Below are 25,989 nucleotides of genomic sequence, written 5' to 3'. Positions count from 1 at the left end.
CGGATGCCCTTCCCGCGCATCGCATCCAACACCACCGGCAGGGCCCTGGCGTCCCCGATCATCCCCAGCGACATGATGGCGTGCCGCTTGACGGCCCCGTCCTTCATCGCCTCGATCAACGCATCGATCGCCCGCACATCGCCGATCTGCCCCAGGGCAATCGTCGCGTCCTCGCGCACCGCCCGGTCCGAATCCTTCAGCGCCGCGATCAGCGCATCCACCACGCGGACGTCCGTCACCCAGGTGCGGCCGATCTGGTAGTCGGTGGTCATCCCCCCCAACGCACGGGCCGCATGACAACGCACGACGTAATCCTTGTTCTTGAGCGACTGCAGCAACGGTTCCACCGACGGCGCGCCGATCGCCACCAGCGCCGTCCCCGCCGTCTCCCGCACCGTCTTCGACGAATCTTGGAAGAGCTTGATCAGCGCGGGGATCGCTTTTGCGTCGCCGATCTTCCCCAGCGCTTCGGCGGCGGCGCTTTTCACGGCCCCGTCCCGATCCCGACAGACCAGCATCAAGGCGTCCACCGCCCGCGCATCTTTGATCTCACCGCACACCTTGGCGGCATGCTCTTTCACCCGCCATCGTTCGTCCTTCAGACACTTGACCAGCCGCTCGACGACCGCCGGCCCCATGTGCGCCATGGCAGTCACCGCCGCGCCCCGCACTTCCATGATGGGATCGTTGAACAGGCCGACGAGGGACTCCACCGCCCTGGATCCGCCGATCTTCCCCAGCCCCTGACAGACATAGGCCCGCACGGACCAGAATTCGTCCTCGCGGGCGCGAATCAAGGCTTCCAGCGTGTTCGGGTCGGCCAGCTCGGCCAGCGCCTTGGCCGCCTCCTCACGCGTGGCATCATCAACGTCTTCGAGCGCTTCCAGCAAATCTTCGACTGCCTGAGCCATAAGTCCCTCAATACGGACGGTCCGGTACTCCCCTCGACATCAGTATTCGCGCTGCCCCCCGTAGGGCTGTGTGCGGCTGCACTTGATCGTCAACACCTGGGTCCCCCGCCCGCTCACGCACTGATCCAGCGACGGAGCGAATTCCAAGACCCCTTCGAGCGTAACCACGAAGGGAAAGTCGAACGTGAACGTCCCGAACCGATAGGAGCCGGGTTTGAGCTTGAGTTCGTGCGGCACGGTCGTCCGCAGCGCCTCGGTGCTCTCGGGGTCCAGCGTCATGATCATCGGCGTTTTCCCCGGGACCTGCCACCAAGTCGGCGGTGTCAACGCGGAGGCATCGATCGTGATGGGGAATTCCTTCGAATAGGGGGCCGGCGGCGCGGCGGAAGCAGACAACGTTTGCGTGAGCAGACACAAGCCCATGGCCAGGACGGCCAACCGGCGAGACCATCTCCCCTTGCTCACCTTGCCGGCAGAATGACGCCTCATCGCCTCCCTAATTCCCCATGTTTCCCGGCCGACCGGACCGGGCCCCATCCTCCGCAGCGGCCACCTTGGGCGCGATGAAAATCTCCTCGACCGCCCGGCTCTCCCATTCCGTATAGGTCTCCAGCCCGAGCGTCCGCAACACCGTCGCGCCCGTGTCAATAATGGACACGGGCGCCTTGATGGCATAGCCGGCCTTGATGCCGGCGCCCCAGGCGATCCAGGGAATCTGCGGGAGCCCTGTCCCCGCCTCTTTGCTCGCACCGTTCGCCTTGCCTGTCTCGTCGCCATTGACCGTGGTCACGAAAACGGCGGTACGGTTCAGCAACCCCAGGTCCTTATACATGCTCAGGATCGAGCCCATGGCCCCATCCACTGACCGCAGCGCATCCTTGTACGCCTTGGAGTTCCGCCCCTGCGCCAGCCCAACCCGCCCCGCCTCCGGCAGGTGCACGACCAGGAAATGGGGCAAGGACAGGATCGCATGGCCGTAGCCATGCCCGCTGGTGGCCTTGCGGAAGTATTGATTGATATAGCCGACGACCGTCGCCGTGCTGCACTCGGGCTTGAGCGGCCCGCACATCTGATAGTCCGTATAGGGCTCCGGCTTGGCCAGCTGATAGAGCGACTCGTCCATGAAGAAGATCGCGCTATCCCTGCCGCCGCTCAAATCCAGATAATCGAACACCGTCGGCGGGCGAGGATAGCCGCGAATGAAGTCAAAGGCATTCCAGGTGATCCCGTGTTTTTCCACCGGCATGCCGGTCACCAGGGAGGCCATGGCCGGCAGCCGCAGCGCCGGCTTGACCGAAGTCGCCGCCCAGGTCGCCGAACCCTCTTTGACCAGACGAGTGAGGACCGGCATGGGCCCGGCCTTCAAGGCCGGCTGATCCACCCCCTCGAGCACGAAGAGGATCACATGCTCCGTCGGGGCACCCGGTATCGCGGGCGAGGCCTGTTCGGCGCGAAGCGGGACGGGCGAGCCCGCGATGAGCAGGGCCGCACAACCCACGATAATTCGAACGATCTTCCGCCAACCGTAACCTGCCATAACCTCTCCCAATAGAGCCTCCGCCCCAAGCCAATTTTCACGACCAGAGCGAAGTACCTTAACATGCTGATTTCTGGGAAGGCAAGCGAAGGGGGCCACGACCGGCACTCACCCTAAACAGCCGGAGTGGCGCGGACTTGCGCAGTGGTTCCGTTCCTGAAATATGGAGGCCGGCGGCGTTTGAATCGCGTCCTGTCAATGCTCTTGAATGACTGCCGGAGGATTCAGCTATTTGATCTTCGCAAGGGCCTTCTCGACAATCCAGTCCTCGACCGGAGAATAGCCGCTCTTCGTAACCTCGGCCTGCCCTTCTTGGCTAAACGCATACCGGAGAAACTCCCGCATGACGGGAGGGAGCGGCTTCGCACCTTTGAGTATTTTTCGAGGAGTCTGGTTGATGTAGATATAGAGATACCGTCTCAACGGATAACGCCGATTCGCAATGTTCTGGGCCGTCGGCTCCACATAAGGCGAGAATTCAGACTCAGCCAGGGGCACCACACGTACGCCGGGAGCCACAGACTCACTGCCGCCATAACCCAGTGCATACGGATCCGCCGAGACTTTTTGTACCACGGACTGAGAGCTAGGCTCTTCATTGACGCCAGGTTTGAACTCTCCATCGTGCAAAATGTGTGTTCTGAGAAATTCATGGGTTGCGGTGGTAGACGGCAAGCCATACAGATTAATGGGCGCACCCGCCCAGCGGTCAACCAGATCGAGCTCGTCCCACTTACTAATGGAAGTGGTGCGATAGCGGGGCGACTTGGCAAAGATTTCCTCGACCTGCTCCATCGTTAAGCCCTGGATGGGGTTCTCCTTGTGGACATACAACACCAGGGCATCCACCGCAACCGCATAAGCAGTCGGTCGATAGCCCAGTTTCGCCTGGAACTGAGCCAACTCGCTTTCCTCCATCATGCGCGACATGGGGGTAATGTGCGCCGTCCCATCCAGAAGAGCGATCGTGCTGGCGCTGGCCCCCTTATTCTCCACCTGAATCTGAGCGCCTGGGTAATAACGCCGAAAGCCTTCCGCCCACAGGGCCATTAACTTGTGTAACGACCCGGATCCGACGCTCGTGAGCGTGCCCGAGACCCCCTCCACTTTTGTGTACGGCTTCAAGGCAGGGGACAGTGGCGGCCGGTCTTCAGCCTGAGCCGGCGAACTCATCACGCCGGCAGATGCGCAGAGCAGCAGGAATGCCCCAGCCAGAACCCACACTCGTTTACCCATGATGACGTCCTTACTTCGAAAGAGTTGAGATACTTGCACAGGAGACAGCTGGGCCATGCTAAAGAAGCAGGGGACTGAAATCAAGCGATCTGCTTAGGCGTCGGCACCGGATTGCGCCCCAGCTCCATTTTCAGGTATGAAAGGCTTGCGCTGTGACCATCCGAGGGAATGCCTCTATGCCGGCGGGCAACAATTTCCAACATTCGGTCTATTCACGGTCCGATCCTGGCGACCGCATCGCCTTTCGCGAGGTCACGACCGGCGCCCCGCCGGACTCGCTCGCCTGGCAGGATGAGATGGCCCGGCTTGGCGCGCAGATGGCCGGGGCCGGAGTCCGCGCCTGCCTGTTCCTGCACGGAACCTACCTGGGCACCGACCTGTTCGGCATGCAGCGGCTGGACGAAGTAGGCGGACTCAAGCGCGGCTATTCGCGCGGCATCGCCGGTCTGGATGCCCTGCTGGCCCTCATGCGGGAGGAGAGCAACGGCCTGTCCAAGCCGCCAGAAGGCCCAACCCCGCCTTTCAACAACGACGACAAGACCAAATCATGGCTCGACGAACAGGCAGGCGATGCCTGCAATTTCACGCATGCCTACGTCGAAGCTTTCAGCAAGGCCGTGAACCGCAACGCATCGCGTCCAATTGATTGCCGGCGCTGGCTTTGGTCGTCGGAACAGCACCATCTGGGCAGGGCCCTGGCTGCCTGTCGCCTGCTCAACCAACTCCAAGCCTTCTCACGTGAGCTGAAGCTTGGCCAGGGAGATCGCCTGCTGGTCCAGGCGCATGGGCAGGCAGGGCTGGTGCTGGCGCTGGCATCGAACCTGTTGGCTTCCGGCGAGTCCTCGGGACGGGACCGGCTGTTTCAGATTCTCACCGACTATGCCAAGCAGACACAGGCGACGGAGTTGACGGAGCAAATCGGTCGAATCGAAAGCCTGTTGAAAGCGGGCCATGTGCTGAACGGTGCCTTGCTGGATGTGGTGACGTTCGGCATGCCCATCCGGTACGGCTGGGACCCAACCGGGATCGGCAAGCTGCTACACCTCGTCAACCACCGCCCGATGCGGACCGACGGCAAACGCTGGCTGGCCAAGATGGAACTGCCGCAGGTCACGATGGAGATGCCGATCGCCTGGGGCGGGGACTATGTCCAGCAACTGGCCACGGCGGTGACCGACGCCCTGCCGGCGACGGCTGAAGCAAAAGCCGCCATCAAGGCCATCTGGGAGATCGTCGAGCCCTACGACGGCTTCGAGCGCTGGCTGGAATGTGCCCGCAAGAGCGTCCGCTGCGCGAACGACGGGCGGTGTCTGCTGGTGGATTACAAGGACGCGACCGGCTCGACCAACCCGCACGACCATATCTACGGCCACGCGGCCTATACGCGTCTGGCGAATCTGTTGTTCAATACGACGGAGATCGTGCAAGCGCTGTACGCCTGATCTCCGGTCGCTTCATCCTAAAGCAAGCCTCTGTTCTCGGGACAGCCATGGCGGTCAAGAAAGAGCCAGCAGGCGCCGCTCGCAAACCTACCTCCCCGACGACGACGCCAGCCGGCCTCCTCGATGAGATCCTGCAGCCGCTCGTCGAGCACGAGCCGACCTTCCGCGCTTTTTTGCGCCGCCGGATGGACGACGAGGCCCAAGCGGAAGACCTCCTCCAGCAGAGCTTCCTGCGCGCCATCGAACATCATCATGCCCTCCATCGGAACGAAAGCGTCGTGCCCTGGTTCTACCGCATCCTGCGGCATGCCGTCGCCGATTACTACCGGGCGCAGGCATCCGACGTCAGAAAACACGATGCGTTCCTCCACAAGCTCACGGCTTCCGGCGAGGACAAAGCGACTCCGCCCGATGACGTGCAACCGACCGTCTGTGCCTGCCTCTACAAACTGCTGCCAACGATCCGGCCGAACTACGCCGAACTCATCCGGCGTATCGATCTGGAGGGCGAAGCTCCGCAAACGGTGGCGCGGGAGCTTCAACTCACCCCCAACAATCTCACAGTACGCCTCCACCGCGCGCGCCAGGCACTCCGCGCCGGGCTGGAAGAGTCCTGCGGCATCTGCAGCAAGCACGGCTGTCTGAACTGCGCCTGCGAATAACCTCGCACTCTCACGCACTGAGCGACCACGATCGGCGGCGTTTCCTATCGCCACCACCCGGCAGGAGGTATGCTGTAATAATAGCCCCCCTCCTCCGTCTACAGGAATGCCAGGCACATGGCGCCGAGGAGAACCATTCACGCGAGGAGGAAGCTATGGAGACCGCTATGCACGCCGAACATCATCACCATCACCACCATGACCACGACCGGCAGGAGAGCCAGTCGCTCACGCGACAGGCCATCACCGCCACCGCCCACTGCCTGATCGGCTGCGGGATCGGGGAAGTTCTGGGTTTGGTCATCGCCACGGCATTGGACTGGGGCAACGGCGCCTCGATCGCCCTGGCCGTGCTCCTGGCCTTCGGCTTCGGTTACGCCTTCACGCTGGTCCCATTAATGAAAAGCGGGATGACGTTCGCCACGGCGGCGGCCCTGGCCTTTGCCGCCGATACCGTATCGGTGGCCACGATGGAGGTGGCGGACAATGTCACCATGCTGGTGATTCCCGGCGCGATGGACGCGGGCCTGACCGACCCGCTCTTTTGGGCAAGCCTGGTGGCTTCGCTGGCGGTCGCATTCGTGGCGGCCGTGCCCGTCAATCGCTGGCTCATCGAACGGGGCCTGGGCCATGCGGTGGTCCATGCCCATCACCAACATCACTGAGCCGGATCGAGGAGCCTGTTCGCCATGTCGAGAAAAGTTCTCCTATCCCTCATGGGCATCGCGGCGGGGCTGACGCTAGCCCTGGCCGCGACGGCCTGCACCCAGTTGGAACAGCGGGACAAGCGCTTCTATTACCGCGCTCTCTGGAACTTTTCGCTCCGGGAGAATCTCCAGGAACTCGACGCCGACTTCAACGGGATCGACTTCGGCCATTCCAACCTGTACGAGACCCTGCTCTTGACCGGGGCCAAGGACGTGCCGGCGATCGAGGAGCGGGCGAGACAGGAGACGCTCCGGTTCATCGCCTCCAGGCCTTCGCTCCCGCCCAACGAGGAAGCGATCGCGCCGACATACATGAAACTCGCCTGGCGCGCGCAAAACACCTTCGACGAAGCCCATGCCTTGCACCGGTCTACCTATGACATCTACCTCTCGGACCTGTCCGCGACAGACAAGGACCGGGACGTCCGCAAAGTCCTGGCCTACTATCAGGACAGCCGCTACGCGATCACCGCGAAGCGGCTGAACCACAGGCGTCTCGACAGCCTGCCCTATGCCGCCTCGTTCCGGAACAAGTTCCCCCGCTTCAACGCCACGATCTGGGCCTACCACTACCTGCAGGTGGCGGTCTACGATCCGTTGAGTGCGGCGCCAGATTTACCCGCCAAGCAGCAGGTCGTGCGACCGATCCTGACCACCTACCACGGGTATCTGGAAAAGCCGCCGCTCGACTGGACGTTCATGCCCCTGACCGCCGAGTACAGCCCGCGCTTTGCCGAGCAGTACCAAGCCATCGCCAACATCTTCGACAACCTGCACATGCTGCACGACACGATCAGCGACATTTTGGCCAGCGACTTGTTGCCGACCTGGGAGGCGAAGCGGAAGGAAATCTACCGGGTCCTAGACACCTATTACCTCGCAAGCGCCGACGCGACGAATCCCATGGTCCTGCCTGCAATCCAGCGAGAGGCGCCGGCCGGCCCGCCCGCACACCAGCACCGATGAGGAATGGGGCCATGAAGCGGACCACCCTCCAAATGCTGATCGTCTTTGCCCTCCTGGAAGGATCGGCCTGGGCCCTGGATCATGACAATCTGGACCCGAATCGCCCGATCCAGATGGAAGACGCCTACGCCGTTGCCGAGGGCGAGATCGGCCTTGAAAGCGGCGTGCGCGTCAACGACCGGCGGGAAGGCAAGACGCGCGTGACGTACCAACCCCAGATTATCTACGGCGCCTTCGCCAACACGCAGATCGAAATCCAGGGCGACGTCTATACGGACCCGCATACGCTTGTGGGCCCGAACAAGTCGGGAAACCTGCACCTGGGGGTGCTGTACAACTTCAATCAGGAAACGCTCGACCTCCCCGCCTTCGCCATGCGCATAGGGGCGGAGCTGCCGACGGGTCTGGATTCGAAGGGGGTGGGCACCGAAGTGACCGGCATCCTCACCCGCTCCTATGGGCGGGCGCGAGTCCACCTCAACGCCGGCTATACCTTCGTCGGGACGCCGCAAGGGCAGGAACGAAGCGGAGCCTATCGGGCCGTGGCAGCCGTGAGCTACCCCCTCGGGTACCCGGACCGGTTTCAGGACACCCTGATCGTGGATGTCTACACCAGACAGTCGGACCTCGTCGGCCAGCGCAACAACACGGGGGTCGAAATCGGCTTGCGCCACCAACTGACGCCCCGCATCGTGCTGGACGGAGGGATCGGGACGGAGTTCTACGGCCCGGCTGATCGGTCGGCGCTCACAGGCACCATCGGCCTGTCGGTGGGATTCTAAAGAAGGGACGACCGGTTCGACCGCCCGGTGGGGCCGGGCCTCAGGCCACACGGCCTATATATGCGGACCTATGCGATGTGGTTCAAGACAACGGAGAGCGTGTGGCTGTTGCACCGAGCACCGGCGAATCCGTGACTTGAGCGGAGAGGCCGAGGTCCTGGCACGGAGGGGCCATGTATTCGGTCAACAGGCCCGACGCCATCCGTAAACGCAGACTGGTGATCCGGGCGAACTTGCGCCACACCTTGAAGCCTAACGCAGGGTAGGTTTCCATCACTTGCAGAAAGGCAGCCCGATCCAGCTCCAGCGCACGAAACGGCGTTTGGGTGACCACGGTTGCCGATGCGCTGGAATTGTCGAGCAACGACATCTCCCCGACCACGGCGCCCTTGCCGACAGAGGAAATCACGACCTGCTGACCGGCGTCATCGGCTTTGAGCACCGACGCATCCCCGCATTGGAGAACATACAGCTTGTGGACCGGTTCCCCTTCCCAGAGCAGCCGTTCCCCAGCCGGCCCTTCGACGAGACGGCACACGGAAGCCACGTGAACGATCTCCGCCCGGCTCAGGTCGGCAAAGAGCGGAGTGGCTTCCAAGAGATCCACAATCTGAGAATGAGAAGCCGTCGACTCCATACGTCTTGTATCGGCATCCCCTCCCCCTGACTGAAGTGCTCACCGGTTCGTCCGACCGGGAGACCTCCCAATTCTATGAGGGGTTTGAACGCTGAGTGGAATGGCCTGCAAGAGCATCCGCTGCGCCAACGACGGACGGTGCCTGTTGGTGGATTACAAGGATGCGACCGGCTCGACCAACCCGCGCGAGCACCTCTACGGCCATGCGGCCTATACACGCCTGACGAATCTGCTGTTCAATACGACAGAGATCGTGCAAGCTCTGTATCCGGCCCATTGACGGAAGGCACCATGCGGCTCCGCCTGCTCTCCATCGTTCTGGCATTCCCGACGTTCTTAGGCGCGATGGCCCAGGCCCAGGAGCAAGTGGCGGTCTGCCCCGATCCGGCCAAGCCCTGCACGAGCGCCGCGAAAACCTTCGCGCCCTATGAGTTGGCGTTTCAGCTCCCCGACAAGCTCGAACCGAATAAAGACTACAAGACCCGCCCCTTCCAGGCTGTGATCCTCAAGACCTTTCCGAAGTTCGAGCCTGGCGGCGACGAGTGCGACGGGGGCGAGTTTTCCACGAAGATCGAGAAGCAGCGAGCGCAGCTACAAAAGCTCTTTCCGGACCGCAAGGTCTTCGCCGGACATCAATGTCCGGACATGGGCGCCGTCCTCTATCAGGTCAACGGCCGGCCCTACAGCCAGTTCTTCATCGCCGTGTACGGAGGAGAGACGCGGGCGGAATCCAAGCAGGTCATTGCCCAAGCCCGCGGCAAACTCTCCCGCCCCACCATCAAAGAGATGCAGGCGGTGTATACGATGCTGGCGGAGTGAGTGGGACTGAGGGAGAAACGAAGCCTACCTCTTTTTCGTCGTCCTACCTGCCCAACCAACGCGATGATCTCCACGGCCACGCCGCTTATATTCAGATGAGTTGTTTGCTCTTCAATACCAAGAAAATCTTTCGAGACCTATACCGTCCATCAATCACCCTATAGAATTGGATTCTTTTGGTAATCCTCATGCACTGATCCTGATAGGTTTCAACCATGCGAACCGTCCCACGGGACCTAAATAGTCACCAGAAGCTTTCTTGCTTTTAACCCCTAGCCATTCGAATCGCACCTCGTGCTTGGGAAATGGCAACTCTCGCGCGATCCCATTCGGAGGCTCACCTTTAGGCACAACGAAACCAGGGGCATACATGCATTGCTGATACGTTTTGTATTGAACATTTGTGCTCTTACGCCCCTCGGTAAGGTAGGAACTTTCGTCAGTTGCACAAAGAAAGTAGGCTAGACGGACTGAATTATGTCCTTTCTGCACAAAGTAACTTAAACGGGATATATCACGACAGATTTTTGCGCGTGTTTGTGTCGAGTTTGTTCTATAAGAGCCAGAGGATTTAGGCAGCTTAAATTCCAAGGCAATCTGAAGCTCGGATCAGTGTACACAAGTAAATCCAGGAAGGTGTCCTCACTGTCCAATTCGGAGTATGCGTTCCACTCAAAATCAAACCTGTAAGTTTCCGTAAATTTCAATTCGAGACCCAATTTCCAGGCAAACAAAAATCTGAACGTGGCTTCGCTAGAAAATGAGGTTTCCCCTGATTCGACGCTTGATCTAATGTTTTCACTAACCCTGCTGATCAGATCATCGGCAGTGTCAGGGGTAAGCACTCCCATGCAATGCCTCCATATCTTTCACATACGGACTCGCTGGCTTCGGCAGGGCCAGAACGATCTTTGCGGAGGAGCGGGGCACCCACCGAGGCTTTGCCGAGAAGGAAAGCGGAAACTGACCAGTCCGCAAGGGAATTTCCGAAGGCTTCCGCTCGGCAAAGCCCGAAAGGGTCGCGCCGAGAGACACGGGAGCGATTGGCTCTGCTGCACCCAGCTTCTTGTTGATTTGAAAGTTCGCGAGCTCGGAGAAGATAGGGATAGGCTGACCTAGACAGATCCTCGGAGAAACCGCCTTTTGATTTCATCGTGGGATGTGACCTTCCCCACATCAGCAGCTTCAAGTCCCTGTCCGATCTTCTTTCTGATATAAACCGCGTGCAGGATGTCATCCCAGGTGGTCTTTTCAGGCAAATGTTCGGTCAAATTGAGCGCTTGTTTCTTGACGGTCAACCGCGGTGACATCACAACTCAGGCCGATACTTTCTTGGTCCGCCGAACAGTTTTCATCAGCGTCCTCAATGCTCGGTTGACAGAGGCAGAATCAGAAAATCTTTTCGCTACATCCGGCGCCAGCACAACCACGTTGCTGCCCTGTGCATAACGCTTGGCATACTTGCCGCGTATTCCTTTACTGAAATCGTATTCGTCAAGCATGTCCTTCTTCATAGCTCCTCCGTTCACGTAGCGTCGCCGTTCTGGCGCTGATAATGCGAAGGCATTCGGTTCGTTCCGTGTGAACAACGACCAGTAACCGTCCACGATCCGACCGCCCAATGATAACAAATCGGTCCTCCTCCGTCGAATGGATCAGGTCCGGAACCGTCAATGACAATACATCACCGAACACGGTGCTTGCTTCCTCAAAAGATACTGCGTGCTTACTGAGGTTGCGTCGCGCCTTCTTCTCGTCCCATTCAAAGATGAGCCCCATCGAAGCTCTCCCCGATCCTTACGGATGCGCCGCTCTCCAATTATTTCCCACCCCCAAATCCACCTTCAGCGGCACGGAGAGGCCCAGGCGCGGACCGGCGGCGACCATTTCCGACTGCACCAGGTGCTTGGCTTTCTCCAACTCTTTCTCCGGCGTCTCGAAGATCAACTCGTCGTGGACCTGCAGGATCATCCTGGTCTTGGGCAGCTCGGCCTTGAGCTTGCGGCTGACTGCGATCATCGCCAGCTTGATCAAGTCCGCCGCCGAGCCCTGGATGGGGCTGTTGACCGCCATCCGCTCGCCGAAGCCTCGCTGGACCGGATCGGCGCTCTGCAATTCCGGGATCGGCCGGCGGCGGCCCAGGATCGTGGTCGTATAGCCCTTTGCCTTGGCTTCCGCGATGGTTCGATCCATGAGCGCCTTGACCCCCGCGTAGCGCTCGAAGTAGGTCTCAATGTACTTTTTGGCTTCCTGCTGCGTGACGCCGATGTTGGCCGCGAGGCCGAAGGGACTGATGCCGTAGACGATCCCGAACACCACGCTCTTGGCCGCGCGACGCATCTCCTTGCTGATCTGCGCCGGCGGCAAACGGAAAATCTCGACCGCCGTCGCCATGTGGATGTCCTCGCCCCGCTCGAAGACGTTGAGCAAACGTTCGTCCTGTGACAAATGCGCCAGGATGCGCGGCTCGATCTGGCTGTAATCGGCGCAGAGCAGCGTATGGCTCGGCGAGGCGATGAAGGCCTCGCGAATCCGCAGCCCAAACTCCCCCTTCACCGGAATGTTCTGCAAGTTGGGCTCAGTGGAGGACAGGCGCCCCGTCGCCGCCACCGTCTGGTTCAACGACGTATGAAGACGGCCGGTTTCCGGATTCACCAGCTCCGGCAGGGCATCCACATAGGTGGACTTGAGCTTGCTCAGGCTGCGGTAGTTCAGGATTTGCGCCGGCAGTTCATGCTGCGCGGCCAGTTGCGTGAGCGTGTCTTCGTCCGTGGAGTAGCCGGTCTTGGTCTTCCGCAAGGGTTTGAGCCCCAGCTTCTCGAAGAGGACCGTGGCGAGCTGCTTGGGCGAATTGACGTTGAATTCGCCGCCCGCCAGGCCCGCGATGGAAGCCATCATCCGATCCAATTCACGCTCCAGTTCCTTGCTGAGCGAGGCCAAGGCCTCCACATCCAGACGGAACCCGTTCCGTTCGATTTCGGCCAGTACCGGCACCAGCGGCATTTCCACGTCGGTGAACAACCGCAGGCTCCCCTGCTCGCTTAACCGTTCTTGCAACGCCGGCACAAGCCGGCGTATCGCCGCGGCCGCGGCGCTGGCCTTGGCCTGTTCCGCCTCGCCGATCAAATCCGGTTGGTCGAATAGATCCTTGGGCGGCTCAGGCTGCCGTTCCGTCTGCCCGCTCTCCAGCCTCGTGCCCAGCAGGTCCAACGCCACCGCTTCCAAGCTGTGGCCGCGCCGATTGGGATTCAGCAGATAGGCGGCGATCATCGTATCGAAGCAGGGAGGCTGGACCTCGACACCAGCTCGCAGCAGCGCCAGCAAGGCCGGCTTGAGATCGTGCGCGGCCTTGAGCAACGTCCGGTGCCCGAACAACTCGGCCAGGGGTCCGAACAGCCGGCTGGCGAACAGGGTCTGGCCGTTTCCGTCTCTCATGGCCAGCCCGAGTAGATTGGCCGAGACCCCGTTTCCCTCCGTGATACAGTGAAAGGCGATCACTTCGCTGTGCTGGGACCGGTCCGCAAATCGCCTGGCCGTCGATTCATCTTGGACGACCAGCACCTCCGTTGGTGTCGCGCCGTTCGCAGCCGACGGCTGAATGGCCTTGAGCAACGTGGGGAATTCCATCTCCCGGAAGAAGGCCACCAACGGCTCGGGCGGCGGCGGCACGACCTTGAACCGTTCCGGGTCGAAGTCCACCGGACAGTCCGTCTGGATCGTGGCCAGCCGCTTGCTCAAGCGGGCGTTCTCCGCCTGTTCGGTGAGGAGCGTTTTGGTTTTGGCCGCTGTCACCTCGTCGAGATGGGCCAGGAGGTTCTCGATCGTTCCGAACTGGGCGATCAGTTTCATCGCCGTCTTTTCGCCGATGCCTTTCACGCCGGGAATATTGTCGGCCGTATCCCCCATCAACCCCATGACTTCGACCACGCGCGCCGGCTCCACGCCGAACCGCTCGCGACATTCGGCCTCGCCGAACCACTTGTCCTTGACCGGATCGTAGATGCGCGTCGCGGGCGTCAGGAGCTGGAACATGTCCTTGTCGCCGGTGACGATCACGACTTCATAGCCCGCCGCCTCGGCCTGGCGCGCGAGGGTGCCGATCAGGTCGTCGGCCTCGTAGCCGGCGGCGCGCACGGCGGGAATCCCGAACGTTTCCACCACCCGGTGGATGTAGGGAATCTGATCCCGCATGCCCTGCTGCATCTCCGGCCGATGGGCCTTGTACTCTTTGAACTCCTCGTGCCGCTGGGTCGGACCTTTCTCGTCGAAGACCACGGCCAGGCCGTCCGGCCGGCGATCACGCAGGATCTTCATGAGCATGGTCGTGAAACCGTAGATGGCGTTGGTCTGCAGGCCCTTGGAGTTGGACAGGGCCGGCAGTCCGAAGTAGGCGCGGTAGATATAGGCGCTGCCGTCTATGAGGTAGAGGGTCGGCATGGCCATGACAGGAGGGTGAATGACACTTACGGGTCTTCGGCCACGGTCAAGGGCGGCCGGTCGAACTTGGCCCGCATCAGGTTGATCGTCTTGAGCACCGCCGGACGGCCGATCAGCTTGCGCTCCAGCCGCCGCTTGCCTGGGAAATCCATCAGCGAGACTCCGATCAGCATAGTCAGAATTCCCTGTCCCGGCAGGAACAGCATCGCAAATCCGGCCAACAGGAAGACCATGCCGACCACATTTTTAATGATGAGACCGGTCATGCGTAGGATGGGATGGTGGTTCTCCATCCAGGGGCGCGGGTGGCGCTCATCGAAGTAATGGGCGGGCAGCCGAACCAAGATGAAGGGAATCGCGATCAGACTGCCGACGAAACCCACGATCGACAGGGCGAACAGGCTGACGAGCACGTCTTTACTGAGGAGTGCCTCCATGCGCCCGCATCCTAGCACGTGGCCGCGCTAGCCGCAAAGACTACCGGAACCGCCCGTGCGACTCGATCACCGCCGACGGCTTCCCTTACTTTGGCCTTTGACGCAGCCGACGGACGGGCTATAATCCCTGGTGAAATTTCTCGCTGGGACGCTTTGCATGAATAGCTGCACGCATCGCCCAAGCAAGCCTCTCCGGCTGACTGCCTTCCTGATGATCCTGCTCTGCCTCGGCCCCTCCGGGCTCTCCCCCGCCGGCGCAACCGACCCGGCGCAGCCTCCGGCGGGAGGCGAAGAGGGTCTCCAGATAGAGGTCACGAAGAAAGGGCTGGGGAAAGAAGTCACCATCAGAAAAGGCAGCAAGGAATGGTACATGCTGGTCGAGGTCACGCCTGAGAATACGGTCGTGGTCCGCCAGGAAAAAGACGGGGACAAATACCTCGTGGACGAGAGCGAGACCCACGATCGGAGCTTGACCAAAGAAGAAGTGGACGGCGCCATCGCGGACTATGTGAACAGCGTGAAGATCCAGGTGAAGAAACGGAAGTAACGGCCTCCTCGCCTTGCTTGTCACGTCCCCGACCGAACGTTATAATTGGCGCGCCATCCTGAGGCTGCACCCTCCAAGCAACCGGGAGCCCTGTGACGAACAAACCTCAATTCGTGCTCTTCGCCCACAATGCCACCTACGACAAGCTGCATCAGGTGGCCACGCTGGGCCTGACCGCCGCCGCCATGGGCAAGGACGTCACGGTAGTCCTGCTCTTCTGGACGATCAAGAAGCTGGCGTTGGGACAGATCGATCAGGTGGACTTTCCGCCGGAATACGGGGATCAGGGAATAGAAGTCGCCCGCCTGCTGAGAGAAAAAAACGTCCCGAAGATTTCCGAGATGTTCAAGGAAGCCAAGTTGGTGGGACAGTTCCGTTTGATCGCCTGCAGCGCCGGGCTGGAATATATGGGCGTGGATCAGGAAGCCGTAGCCAAGAACGTGGACGAAGTCATGGGCCTTCCAGCCATTCTCTCGCTCACGGCGGGAGCCGAAACGACGCTCTTCATCTGAAAACAGCGCTTAACGGCTTTTCGTCACACCCTTTCGATCGCAGTAGGCTGTCAGCTTGCACTTGCTGCACCATGGCGAGACCGGCTGGCAAATGTTCTGACCGAAGGGCACCAACAAGTCGTTATAGGTGATCCAATACTGATGCGGCAGCTTGCGCCGCAAGGCTTGTTCGGATTCTTCCGGCGTCTTGGTTGTGATATAGCCCCAGCGGTTACTGATCCGGTGCACGTGGATATCCACGCAAATGCCCGGCTTCTGATAACCGACCGTGACGACTAGGTTGGCGGTTTTCCGTCCCACTCCCTTCAACGTCACAAGTTCGTCGATCTCGTCAGGCACCAGCCCTCCATAGGCATCCAGCAGCCGACGGCAGATTTCGCGGATCTGTTTGGCTTTGGTCCGGTAGAATCCGACTGGATAGATGGCCGTTTCGATGCGACGGAGCGGGAGTCGCACCATGGTCGCGGGATCGGATGCCAGCGCAAACAGCCGTTGCGAGGCGTCCGCCGTCGTCCGATCTTTGGTCCTGAGGCTGAGAACGCAGGCGATGAGAATTCGGAAGGGGTCGCGCGACTCCCTGGCCACCACGCCCACGACCGGCTCCTGCCACTGCCGGACTTCCCGCCGGAGCAGGCGGATGGCGGCATGGATCTCCGTCGCACGCATGGTGAAGAGCGCCTAAGAATTCAGGAAACCGGGCAAGAACGAATTGGGAAGGGTGAAACGAAGTCCGCTTACTCCGCCCGGTGCTTGGCGAGCCACTTCTGCCGGCGTCGTTGTGCTTCCCGCAGCTTGGCTTTCTTGCGGACGCTGGGTTTTTCGTAAAACCGCCGCCGCTTCAATTCACGGAAGAGGCCTTCGCCCGCCAGCTTCTTCTTGGCAACTTTGAGCGCTTTCTCGACGTTGTTGTTGAAAACTTTGATTTCCATCGCTGTCCTAACTCTCAGCTTGAACGTTCTGCTCCCAATCAAGAGATTGGGGCCTGATTGTCACGACTCCCCCAAACAGACCAGGCAATGTATCATAGCTTGCGCAGATCTACAAGCCTCTCTTTTAGAGCGTTTATTCTGCTCGTGAACATTGACATAACTTGTTGATTTGTAGCAGTTTTTTCATTTTCTTCGGCATTGATCAGGCTTCCCTCGGCAGCCACTAGGGCCATCATCAGCCCGACCTTGAGGTCAGCTCCGACCGAGGACTTGGTTCGTGCCGGCAACGAGCCTAGAAGAGCCGCCGCCTCGCAGGCCAGATCAGCAATTTCCAGCGAAACGGTGATCGCTCCGTCAAGACTCTTGGCCATCGCTGCTTTTCTTGCAGTATCCGTCTTCGGTAGCCGAGCGGCTTGCAAGAACTGTCCGTAGGCTTCCGCATCGGCTTGGACCAGTTCTTCCAATCTCCGACGTAGCCCGATCAACCGCTGTTCCGTGGTACTCAGATCGTCCGCCCCATTCGTCGCACCAGAGCCAATGGACGGTGGTAATTTTGAGGGCGGGCCAATCCGGCAAGCCATGATTCCTAGAGCAGCAGCCAAGGCTCCGGCCAGCGCTGCGACGCTTCCCCCCGCCGGCATGGGGTTGCTTGCAGACAGAGCCTCCAAAAACGAGCGGAGAGAAGGAGCGGCCTCGTTCTGACGCCCTGATGCACCACTCCGTGCCTGAGGCATCTGCGCCAGGGCCGATTTCATCCTGGTCTCCAAGACCTGGCCGAGGTCAAAGCCCTCCAGTTTGAGAAAATACGCCGCCGCTTGAATCAACGCCTGCTGCGGCACCAACCCGATCACTTCGCTGCCGGCGATTTGGACCTGATGCTGAGCCGCTTCCCTGCGCACAGCCTCGAACGCCACATGGAGGGGGGTCTCTTCATAGTTCGTGAGGTTCATGGAAACTTGCACGAGGCGGCGGCTGGCCAGTTTGATCCCGATCGCCTTCACGCAAGGCAGTCCCCCGCTGGACTGACGCACCTTCCTGGCAATGGTTTTGGCAACCGCCAGGTCCGTGGTTTCGAGGTTGACGTTGTAGGCGATCAGGATCGGCCTGGCACCGACCATGATGGCCCCTGCCGAAGGATGAAGCGTCGGCGGGCCGAAATCCGGCCGCCATGCCGCCTCCCGCATGCGCATGGAAAGCCCCTCCAACCCGCCCCGCCTGATGTGCTCCAATCGCGCCCGCTCCGGCCTGGATGCCGCCCGCTCATACAGGAATACCGGGATCCCAAGCTCGGTTCCGATCCGTTCCCCGACGCGCCGGGCCAATTCCACACAGTCTTCCATCGTCACGCCACGGATCGGGACAAACGGCACCACATCCATCGCACCCACGCGCGGATGCTCTCCCTGATGTTGCCGAAGATCGATCCGATCGGCAGCCACGCGGGCAAGGGCCGCGGCCGCCTCGGCAACCGCTTCCGGAGCCCCGACGAAAGTCAGCACGGACCGGTGATGATCCGGATCCCGTTGCTGATCGAGCAGCGCCACATGCGGCACCGCCGTCACCGCCGCAGCAAGCGCGCGGAGGGTTTCCTCATTGCGCCCTTCGCTGAAATTCGGGACGCACTCGACCAGTTGATCCATCACGCAACCCTCGGCCCCTCGTCCACTCTGCATCCGGCATGTCGCACCAGCTATGCCCGGCAGGGCGGACTTCGTGAGCAGAATCGTCAGCATCCACACAGAAGGGACACGACGCATCGGAGGGAGTACGGTACGGGCACCGTCCCGCGAAGTCAAGGCGACGGCAATGCGCAGGGGAGCGGACTTACTGGCGGAAAACCGACCTCACTGGCGAGGCTGTGCCAGGGCGCAGGCGGCACAACCGTCGGTCGTGCACTGCCACGTTGATCCATCAAACTCCGCAGGAGACGCGACATTGTCGGTGGGTCGATACCGATGATACCAGGTATGCCCCAGTTGAGCGGCTTCCCCGGCCGAAGCCGCCACCGCAAACCAGAAATATCGGTAGCTGGACTGCTGTGCGGCCCGGCGAATCGCCCCGGCCACATCCTCCATGCTCACCCCCACGTAATCGGCCAGGCGGCCGTTGCGGGACAGAATGAACGTGCCGGGCGATTTCTCTCCAACAAACAGGTGCAGATATCTGAGGCTGAATGGCCCTGACATCCTACCCTCCTTTGTGAGATCCCCATGGCGGCTCTCGATGTCCTAGTTGCCCTCCTGACGGTCTCTGCTTGCCACTCGTTGAAACCAATTGAGTAGTCTGTTGCGACGATTGGGGGAATAGTCCGTGTGCGGGGAACAGCTTGACGTTCGTTGGGGGAAGAATCTGAGAACCGGCCCTTCCAGACATCCGTTACCTCTAGGCCTGAGGTACTGGGCTGCCATGCTCGTGGCAGCAAACGCCGGATCAGCGGTCCTTCGGAGAAAAGAAATCGTAGAGGCTACATAGCAAAGGAGTTCTTACCTGTCAATAAAAAACTACAACATATAGATTGCTCAACCATATGACCAACAACATATAGGCCTTCTGAAAATCGCGCCAACGTTGATTTCAGTCAATAAAAAAGCCGGAAGATGCCCGCATCTTCCGGCTTTTCCAAATGTCGAACCCGCTTTATTGCCGAACTGTTGCTGTTCGGTTATTTTGTTTTCCTGACAAACGCTTTATAGATGCGCTTGGCTTGGTCGGCGTCTTCTTCTAATCCGACCATTTCATGACCCGTGGTTTGGCACCAGGCCGGCATGTCCTTTTTGATCCCTTCATCGTCCGACACGACTTCCAGCACCTGACCCAGTTGCAGTTCCTTGATCTTTTTGGAGGTCATGATGATCGGCATGGGACAGAAGTACCCGAGAGTGTCCAATTTAACGTCGGCTTGGATCATGTACCGCTCCTTGCTTTCGACGGGCAAAGCGCCCGGGCACTTCAGATGAAGAGATTCACGCTCCCCTGCCTGGCCTCGGCGAGATACGTCGTCACGCCGGCCAACTGATCAATGCCCTCGATCAACGTGTCTTTCGTAATGCCCATCAAGCCCATGGACGTCGTGCAGGCAATGAACCGCACCCCCAGGTCCTGCGCCGTCTGGAGCAGTTCCGGAACGTCGGGCATGCGATGCTGCTGCATCACCCGCTTCATCATGCCGGTCCCCAACCCGAAGAAATGGAACCGGGAGAGGGGTAACAGCTCCGCCCCGCCCTTGTTCAGCCATCCAAACATCCGCCGCAGCCAGTCTCTGGCTCCGCTGGCCGTCCCCCTTCGCCGGATGGCATTCAACCCCCAGAACGTGAAGAACATCGTCACTTGCATGCCCATGGCCGCAGCGCCGGTGGCGATAATGAACGCCGCCATCACCCGATCCATATCTCCGCTCAGCACAACGATCGTCACCCGGTCAGGCCTGGCCTCACGGAGCCCGGCTAGAGCGGCCGACGGTTCGAGTTGGACTGTGCTCATGTGGCTACCTCACTTCCATCTCTCTGCTAGGGACTGTGGCAGTTTCCCCGTTTGCACAGGGACAGCAACACGTTCGTGACCTTACTATGCGCTTCTTTTTCTTGTCAAGGCAGCCACACAAGCAGCCACAACTCACTCCGCTTTGGTGTCGACCAACAAGCCCAGCGCGCGGCGGATCTGGTCCCGGCTGCCCAGCAAGACCAGAACATCCCCTGCCTCCAGACGGACTTTTTGCGAAGGATTGGATTCTGTGACCCCGTTGTGCGTCAGCGCAATCACCGAAGCACCGGTCCGCGGCCGTATCGAGACCTCTATCAGCGTCTTGCCCGCCGCGGGAGAGTCCGGCTCGATGCGGCACGTCTCCACCTCCGCATCCGTCAAGGTTCCGCCACGGAGATGGTGCGCTAGCTCCGGCAGGCCCGTCCGCCGCAACAACGCATAGCCCTCCCGTCTGACCTGCTCGGCCTTTTGCAGGATGAACTCTTGCGGCAACTTGTAGGTCCGGAGGACCAATGCAAAGATCTCGATGGAGGTCTCGAATTCTTCCGGCACGACTTCGTCGGCCCCCAATGCATGCAGCTCTTCCAATTCTCTGAGATATCGGGTCCGCACCACCACGTGCACGGCCTGATTAAGCCCCTTGGCAATCCGAACCGCCCGCCGCGCCGCAAAGGGGTCGGAAATCGCCAACACAAGAACCCGTGCCTGTTCGATGCGCATATGGTGAAGGACGCTGGGATTGGTCCCGTCTCCATAATAAATGGGCACCCCGTTCTTGGATTCTCGACGGACCGTTTCCCCATCCAGATCCAGCACCACATAGGGAACCTCCGTCTGCTGGAGCACGCGGGCCAGGTTCCGGCCATTCAGTCCGTAGCCCACGATCACGACATGGTCCTTGACCCTGGGACCTCGGGATTCCGCTTGCACCTGATGCGAGGTGGTCCGCTCGGGAAACCAGCGGCGCAGCCGTTGGACAGCCTCCGCGCGTCGGGCCATCTTGGGCGCCAGTTGGATCAGGAAGGGTGTCACGACCATCGTGAGCACCGACACGGCCAAAAAGACCTCGTACTGCTCCCTGGCCAGCAAGCCCACCTGCTGCCCAGCCTGGGCCAGGATGAAGGAGAACTCCCCGACCTGGGCCAAGGCCACACCGGTCAGCAGGGCCACACGCGGAGGATAGCCCATCGTCAGCACCGGTCCGGCTCCGGTCACAAATTTACCGAGTATAACCGCTGCGACCAAGGCGAGTATTAGTCCTGGGTACTCCAATAACACGCGGACATCCATCAGCATCCCGACCGAGATGAAAAACAAGCTGTTGAAGCTGTCGCGAAACGGCAGGACTTCGGCCAATGCCTGATGGCTATACTCGGACTCGGAGATGATCAGCCCGGCGATGAAGGCGCCAAGCGCCAACGACAGGCCCGACCGAGAGGTCAGCCAGGCGATCCCGAGGCAAAGCACGATGATCGTCAGCAGAAAGAGCTCGCGGTTACGGCTGCGGACGATCTGTTTCAAGAGCCTGGGCACGAGGAACCAGGCTGCGGCCACAATGACGCCCACCATGACCGCCGATTGCGCTACGCCGCGCAGGACAGTCCCTGCATCCACGTGCGATCCGCTCGCCAGCAACGGGACGAGCAACATCATCGGAACCATCGCCAAATCCTGAAAGATCAGAATGCCGATTGTGGCGCGGCCGTATAGGGAGTCGCTTTCCCCCCGCTCGGCCAGAGCCTTCAGGACGATCGCCGTGCTGCTGAGCGAAAACAGACAGCCCCAGAATATGGCCTGAGCCAATGGCAGGCCGGCCACGGTCCCTGCCAGTACGCCCGCGATGAGCGCGCCGGCCACCTGCAAGGGGCCGCCCACAAGGAGCAGCCGCCGGGCCGCCCTTAAGTGGGCTGCCGAAAACTCCATCCCGATCGTGAACAAGAGCAAGACGATCCCGATCTCCGCCAGCACATTGACTTGCTGGAGATCGGACACCAGATTCAGCCCATAGGGACCGATCAGCGCTCCGGCGACAAGGAAGCCTGCGATCGACGGCAACCGGACTTGGTGGAATACGAACACCACCGCGATCGACACGGCAAAGATCAGCAGCAGTTCGCTTAAGATCGTCAGATCAGTCACAGACTTCCCCGAGTAATCTTCTGCACCAAGCAGCCGGCTGTGATAGGACAATGGTTAGGATGCACTGCTTTCGTAGCCGCTACAACGAAGAACCGGCAAGGGCGGGTACTTCAAGAACTGAGGGTGTGTGTCCGAAAGCCGGCACCGATAGAATTGGCTGCCGGCCGCTGTCTCGACCACGGTGGCGTGTCGGCAAGTCCGGCAGAGCCCGATGTGATCCATCAGCGGCCTTAAAACTCGAATGCGAAGTTCGTCCAGAAAAAATTGTTATTGGACACAAGCCCCGATTGGAACGTCTCTTGGAAAGGATTGATGCCGGTGATTTGTCCTGGGTTTTCGATCCGTTGGTACGTATAGGCTACGGTGAGTTGAAATTGCTTGGTCAGCCACCACGTCACGTCCATCCCCGCTTCTTGCTTTTTTTCAGAGACCGGATTGCCCCTGCCACGCAAAGAATGATCCAGGTTGATACCCAGCTGGACATCCGCCCGAAGATGACGAGTTGTCCGAAGAAAATAGTCGATGCCGTCGGTTCCCACCCAATGGCCGAGAGGTTGCCCACGATAGCGCATCCCGCTGACATAGGTGGCATTGTTATACCAGCCGGCCGAATGACGATCCCCGGTCATACGACGCCCCCAGTCGGTATCGGCATACTCGAAACGAAGATCCATGGAGTCCCCGGGGAAAAGCTGCGGAATATATATCCCTCCGAGCACGGCAGCGGTAGTTGACAGTGGAATTTTCGACCACTTGTCCTCTGAAGCAATCTCACCATACACCTGCATGCCTGATGGAAACGGAATCAAATAGTCTGCATGAGGGATTCTGGCCTTAAAGTCGATCATCACCTGCTCGTTGACATCATTCGCCCCCAGCGAATTGGGCGCGCTGCCATAGGCATTGAGGACCGTCTTGGGAAAGGATTGGTTGGGAAACGCCCGCCCATCGAATTGCGTTAATCGAGCAATGCCCAGTTCAAGCCAACTGGTTGGCAGGTAGCCCACACGCAGCCCAAATACCTTCGCGCGGGGAGAGTCCCGGTCTCGCTCCAGTTGCGTGAGAAAACTATTGATCTTCCACTGCCCCAGGTCTTGTAAGACCCAGGGAAGCCTGAACGGCTCTTCACTTCCGAGCTTGATCATATCAAGGGGAAAAGCTTGGTCCGTCAGCAACAAAGACCCGCGATACCCAGGCCCCCACCATTGCGCCCCTCGGCCGATCTCGAGCGCGATGTTGGCCGCGCTAAGCTTCACGTTCAGCTCCCGCATGTATGCATTGTGAACATTATTGGTCGCGCCTTGCCCTAACGCATACGAATTGGAAATATACTTTGGCTGTGCTACGACAGACAAATGATCACCAATCTCAAACCAGCCGCGGAAGTCCGATTGAACCTGTTCACCATTGGCATAGTATTCGCCGCCTCGGTTTTCCCGAAACCGCACGCCTAGGCCGGACCCGCCATGCCCTACGGAAAAGGCGTCGGTTTCGAGCTGCGCGCGCCCGCCGTACCGAAACAAGCCACGCTGCGTGCCGGAGGAAGCCGGTAATACGCCAAGATCGGCCAGTTCAACTCTGAATTCACGCATCAAGCGTTCCAATAACGGCTCGGCCAGAGGCCTTTGGTCCTCTACTGGGGCCGAAGGCGTTTCCATCCGTTCCAGCGCCCGAGCGATATACCGCGCCGCCTGTTTCCGGCTATAAGGTTTTGTCACGACCATGGCATCGTCAATAAGCCCCATCGCAACAAGCCGATCGATCGTTTCATACGTCCAATGGTGCAGGGGAAGGTTCACCGAGGCCTGGGCCACACCATTTGCCCAGAGACCCACAGCAGCCGCAAGCACCATGACCCACGCCCTCATCCCCCACCCCAACCGTCACCTCCTTGCGTGCAATTTCTGGTTATTGACTGGCTTGTTGCAACTTGGTGCAGACTTGAGAAGCGACCGGGGCAACAGATGAAGCGCACTTTTTCCGAAAGGCTCGATCCGATCCGCAATGGTCCGCAACGCGTGCTGACGACGGCCGCGGCTTGGCCTGTTCTGCAGAGCAGCCTGTGGTTCGTATGCATCTCCAGAATAAGACAGCCGATGAAAGCGACGGATTGAGGCCTACCCCTTCAAACCCGCATCATAAGAACGTGCCCTTGCTCGACTTGTTTCCGCTTCTCAACCTGCTGAAGGGAAATGGGATCCTGCGGGGATGTTATACAGGGCGGGTACATTCGGTGGGCATCTCTCAGACCCTGGTTCCTCTCCAGCGCCCTTCTCCAGAACAGGGCAACCCTGCCCCTGAGGCACGAACCTTGTCAGGCTGAGGCCAGGCCAGCCGGCACCGTCTGGACACATGACAGCCGCTACCGAGGCTCACTTTGCCTGCTGCCGGTCGTAAGGCTTCTCGATGCCGATCAGTTCGCCCTTGCCATTGAGAAACGGCGAGCGTAGTTGGGCTCCCAAGAAGACCTGATCTCCGTTCTGCAATACGACATCGCTGGCGACATTGTGATGGATCAACAATTGTTCGAGGTCGATCTTGATCTTTGTCACCCCTTCCTTGCCGGGAAGACTTCGCGCCACATAGGCACTGTCCGGATCCCAGCTCGGATTGAGTCCGCCTAACTCAAAGACAAGATCGGAAAACCGCTGGTGGTCTTCCAATTCATACTCCATAGGGGCCGCAGGAAGGGGAGGGACTCCCTTTGCCTCGTTCTCTCCCGGCGCGCCAGCAGCGAGATCAAACACTCTGATGAGCGGACCCGTCAGGGGTGGAACAAAGATCGCGTCGCCATCCTGCAAGAACGGATTTTCTGTCTCGTTCCCTCGGCGAAGAAAGGCATTGAGATCGGCTACTGCTCGAACACTGCCGTCCTTCTTGACTTGAATAGACCGACGGCTTCCTCCCGGCAGCACGCCTCCTGCCAAGCTGACCAGTTCCGATACACGGGTGTCTCGCGTCGCAGAGTAGTTTCCCGGAGCATTGACCGCCCCAAGGACCCAGACCTTGAACATCCGGAGTGCTGCCAGGGAAATCCCGCCCTCCACGTTCCGATAGTATTTCACCATGGCGGCCTTCAGCAAGGCTCTGGCCTGGTCAAGCGTCAAGCCGACAAGCTTGAGCTCCCCGATGGTATCCAGGCTGATCTTCCCGTCCGCTGAGACGGTGACGCTTTCCACGGAACTGTACTCACCCCAGAGCGTGACGATGAGGCGGTCGCCCGGACCGAGCACGTATCGGCTCGGATCAATCACCTTCGACAACGTCACATCCGGTGCTTCGACAGATGCACTTCCTTTCTTGGAAGACGCCGCTCCTCCGCTCTCGGGTTGGGAGGCTTTTCCTCTACCTGACTTTGCCAACCCCTTCTTCCCTTCCTGAGCCCAAGCCACAGGGGACAGGCTTCCGGCAAGCAGGGCAACCAGGATCAACAGCGCAAGACCTGTCCGAACAGGAATCGTGGAAAGTGTCCGGTGTTCCATGGTTATGACTTCCTTCTCAAGCGGAAAAGACCCCGGGGCGGTGAGGGAAGGTTGAGAACGGGACGTGAGCACTCTCGCCTTTGCGTCCCGCTGCGGATTCATCTATAGGATGCCCGCGTGACTGTCAAGCTTCGCGAACTCTTCCAACGGAATTAGCCCCCCCCGCAGGCAATGGCGGGGCCCCATCGGTTGCGCAAGAAACATGGCCAGACGCATCAGCCCTGGGAATCATCCTCCTCGAAGAAGCCTAGGAAAGAGAACCCGGGGAGACGGGATATTCACGCCGGTTTACTCCGGCGCGCACATCCTGCTGGAAGAAACGTCTGA

At 60.0% G+C, this 25,989-nt stretch carries 26 protein-coding genes and 1 pseudogene; 8 read left to right on the top strand and 19 right to left on the bottom strand.

From position 1 onward, the window contains the following. From EPO61_01460 to EPO61_01445, 4 genes are all read right to left on the bottom strand, one after another. Positions 1–911: HEAT repeat domain-containing protein (locus tag EPO61_01460; GenBank protein ID TAJ10977.1), on the bottom strand; the 911-nt coding region annotated here is incomplete at its 3' end. A 39-nt stretch (positions 912–950) separates the two neighbouring features. Continuing rightward, on the bottom strand, positions 951–1,400 hold the full coding sequence (locus EPO61_01455) for a hypothetical protein (protein TAJ10976.1): 450 nt from the start codon (positions 1,398–1,400) through the stop codon (positions 951–953). Positions 1,401–1,407: 7 nt separating this feature from the next. Beyond that, the gene (locus tag EPO61_01450) at positions 1,408–2,448 is read right to left on the bottom strand and encodes a hypothetical protein (protein ID TAJ10975.1); all 1,041 of its coding nucleotides are present in this window, start codon (positions 2,446–2,448) and stop codon (positions 1,408–1,410) included. Positions 2,449–2,676: 228 nt separating this feature from the next. Continuing rightward, a complete protein-coding gene (locus EPO61_01445) occupies positions 2,677–3,741 on the bottom strand; it encodes a PstS family phosphate ABC transporter substrate-binding protein (protein ID TAJ10974.1) in 1,065 nt (354 codons plus the stop codon). 1,210 nt (positions 3,742–4,951) lie between these two features. Between EPO61_01445 and EPO61_01440 the strand changes: the two genes are divergently transcribed. The 4 genes from EPO61_01440 to EPO61_01425 all read left to right on the top strand — a co-directional run bounded on the left by EPO61_01440 (position 4,952) and on the right by EPO61_01425 (position 8,243). After that, positions 4,952–5,788: a sigma-70 family RNA polymerase sigma factor gene (locus EPO61_01440; protein ID TAJ10973.1), complete on the top strand. Its 837-nt coding sequence runs from the start codon at positions 4,952–4,954 to the stop codon at positions 5,786–5,788. Positions 5,789–5,943: 155 nt separating this feature from the next. Beyond that, positions 5,944–6,453, top strand: a complete 510-nt coding sequence (locus tag EPO61_01435) for a DUF4396 domain-containing protein (protein TAJ10972.1) — start codon at positions 5,944–5,946, stop codon at positions 6,451–6,453. Between the two features lie 24 nt (positions 6,454–6,477). Continuing rightward, positions 6,478–7,461, top strand: a complete 984-nt coding sequence (locus tag EPO61_01430) for a hypothetical protein (GenBank protein ID TAJ10971.1) — start codon at positions 6,478–6,480, stop codon at positions 7,459–7,461. Beyond that, positions 7,458–8,243, top strand: a complete 786-nt coding sequence (locus EPO61_01425) for a hypothetical protein (GenBank protein ID TAJ10970.1) — start codon at positions 7,458–7,460, stop codon at positions 8,241–8,243. Before EPO61_01430 ends, EPO61_01425 begins: the two co-directional genes overlap by 4 nt. A gap of 82 nt (positions 8,244–8,325) precedes the next feature. Here EPO61_01425 and EPO61_01420 read toward each other — a convergent pair whose 3' ends face one another. Then, positions 8,326–8,880 carry a cyclic nucleotide-binding domain-containing protein gene (locus EPO61_01420; protein TAJ10969.1) on the bottom strand — a complete coding sequence of 185 codons (555 nt, stop codon included), beginning with the start codon at positions 8,878–8,880 and terminating at the stop codon, positions 8,326–8,328. Positions 8,881–8,980: 100 nt separating this feature from the next. Between EPO61_01420 and EPO61_01415 the strand changes: the two genes are divergently transcribed. Both EPO61_01415 and EPO61_01410 read left to right on the top strand, forming a co-directional pair. Then, positions 8,981–9,160, top strand: coding sequence for a hypothetical protein (locus EPO61_01415; GenBank protein TAJ10968.1), 180 nt, complete (start codon positions 8,981–8,983; stop codon positions 9,158–9,160). Between the two features lie 11 nt (positions 9,161–9,171). Then, a complete protein-coding gene (locus EPO61_01410; protein TAJ10967.1) occupies positions 9,172–9,699 on the top strand; it encodes a hypothetical protein in 528 nt (175 codons plus the stop codon). Positions 9,700–10,814: 1,115 nt separating this feature from the next. Here the strand turns inward: EPO61_01410 and EPO61_01405 are convergent. From EPO61_01405 to EPO61_01385, 5 genes are read right to left on the bottom strand one after another with little or no spacing between them, the layout of a single operon-like run. Then, positions 10,815–11,009 carry a hypothetical protein gene (locus EPO61_01405; protein ID TAJ10966.1) on the bottom strand — a complete coding sequence of 65 codons (195 nt, stop codon included), beginning with the start codon at positions 11,007–11,009 and terminating at the stop codon, positions 10,815–10,817. 6 nt (positions 11,010–11,015) lie between these two features. Next, positions 11,016–11,213 carry a hypothetical protein gene (locus EPO61_01400; GenBank protein ID TAJ10965.1) on the bottom strand — a complete coding sequence of 66 codons (198 nt, stop codon included), beginning with the start codon at positions 11,211–11,213 and terminating at the stop codon, positions 11,016–11,018. Beyond that, a complete protein-coding gene (locus EPO61_01395) occupies positions 11,194–11,478 on the bottom strand; it encodes a BrnT family toxin (GenBank protein ID TAJ10964.1) in 285 nt (94 codons plus the stop codon). Before EPO61_01395 ends, EPO61_01400 begins: the two co-directional genes overlap by 20 nt. Positions 11,479–11,496: 18 nt before the next feature. After that, on the bottom strand, positions 11,497–14,142 hold the full coding sequence (gene polA, locus EPO61_01390) for a DNA polymerase I (protein TAJ10963.1): 2,646 nt from the start codon (positions 14,140–14,142) through the stop codon (positions 11,497–11,499). A gap of 20 nt (positions 14,143–14,162) precedes the next feature. Continuing rightward, the gene (locus EPO61_01385; protein ID TAJ10962.1) at positions 14,163–14,573 is read right to left on the bottom strand and encodes a hypothetical protein; all 411 of its coding nucleotides are present in this window, start codon (positions 14,571–14,573) and stop codon (positions 14,163–14,165) included. Positions 14,574–14,730: 157 nt separating this feature from the next. Between EPO61_01385 and EPO61_01380 the strand changes: the two genes are divergently transcribed. Together EPO61_01380 and EPO61_01375 are read left to right on the top strand one after the other, a co-directional pair. Next, positions 14,731–15,120: a hypothetical protein gene (locus tag EPO61_01380; GenBank protein TAJ10961.1), complete on the top strand. Its 390-nt coding sequence runs from the start codon at positions 14,731–14,733 to the stop codon at positions 15,118–15,120. Positions 15,121–15,212: 92 nt separating this feature from the next. Then, positions 15,213–15,632, top strand: coding sequence for a hypothetical protein (locus EPO61_01375; protein TAJ10960.1), 420 nt, complete (start codon positions 15,213–15,215; stop codon positions 15,630–15,632). A gap of 9 nt (positions 15,633–15,641) precedes the next feature. On the opposite strand, the gene EPO61_01370 is transcribed toward EPO61_01375, so the two are convergent. The 9 genes and pseudogenes from EPO61_01370 to EPO61_01330 form a co-directional block, all read right to left on the bottom strand. Further along, entirely contained in the window at positions 15,642–16,298 is a 657-nt protein-coding gene (locus EPO61_01370; GenBank protein ID TAJ10959.1) for an endonuclease III, read from the bottom strand. A gap of 68 nt (positions 16,299–16,366) precedes the next feature. After that, positions 16,367–16,561, bottom strand: a complete 195-nt coding sequence (gene rpsU, locus EPO61_01365; GenBank protein ID TAJ10958.1) for a 30S ribosomal protein S21 — start codon at positions 16,559–16,561, stop codon at positions 16,367–16,369. Between the two features lie 734 nt (positions 16,562–17,295). After that, positions 17,296–18,201 (bottom strand): annotated as a pseudogene (gene ftcD, locus EPO61_01360) (glutamate formimidoyltransferase). Positions 18,202–18,405: 204 nt separating this feature from the next. After that, complete coding sequence (locus EPO61_01355) at positions 18,406–18,747, bottom strand: hypothetical protein (GenBank protein TAJ10957.1); 342 nt, start codon at positions 18,745–18,747, stop codon at positions 18,406–18,408. A 476-nt stretch (positions 18,748–19,223) separates the two neighbouring features. Further along, positions 19,224–19,469 carry a sulfurtransferase TusA family protein gene (locus EPO61_01350; protein ID TAJ10956.1) on the bottom strand — a complete coding sequence of 82 codons (246 nt, stop codon included), beginning with the start codon at positions 19,467–19,469 and terminating at the stop codon, positions 19,224–19,226. A 41-nt stretch (positions 19,470–19,510) separates the two neighbouring features. Then, positions 19,511–20,041, bottom strand: coding sequence for a hypothetical protein (locus tag EPO61_01345; protein ID TAJ10955.1), 531 nt, complete (start codon positions 20,039–20,041; stop codon positions 19,511–19,513). 132 nt (positions 20,042–20,173) lie between these two features. Next, complete coding sequence (locus EPO61_01340) at positions 20,174–22,180, bottom strand: sodium:proton exchanger (GenBank protein TAJ10954.1); 2,007 nt, start codon at positions 22,178–22,180, stop codon at positions 20,174–20,176. Between the two features lie 230 nt (positions 22,181–22,410). After that, complete coding sequence (locus tag EPO61_01335; GenBank protein TAJ10953.1) at positions 22,411–24,048, bottom strand: capsule assembly Wzi family protein; 1,638 nt, start codon at positions 24,046–24,048, stop codon at positions 22,411–22,413. A 504-nt stretch (positions 24,049–24,552) separates the two neighbouring features. Further along, entirely contained in the window at positions 24,553–25,764 is a 1,212-nt protein-coding gene (locus EPO61_01330) for a hypothetical protein (GenBank protein ID TAJ10952.1), read from the bottom strand. Between the last annotated feature and the right edge of the window lie 225 nt (positions 25,765–25,989).

The sequence above is a fragment of the Nitrospirota bacterium genome, from assembly GCA_004296885.1.
Lineage (GTDB): Bacteria > Nitrospirota > Nitrospiria > Nitrospirales > Nitrospiraceae > SYGV01.
This window is presented reverse-complemented; position numbering and strand designations above follow the sequence as displayed.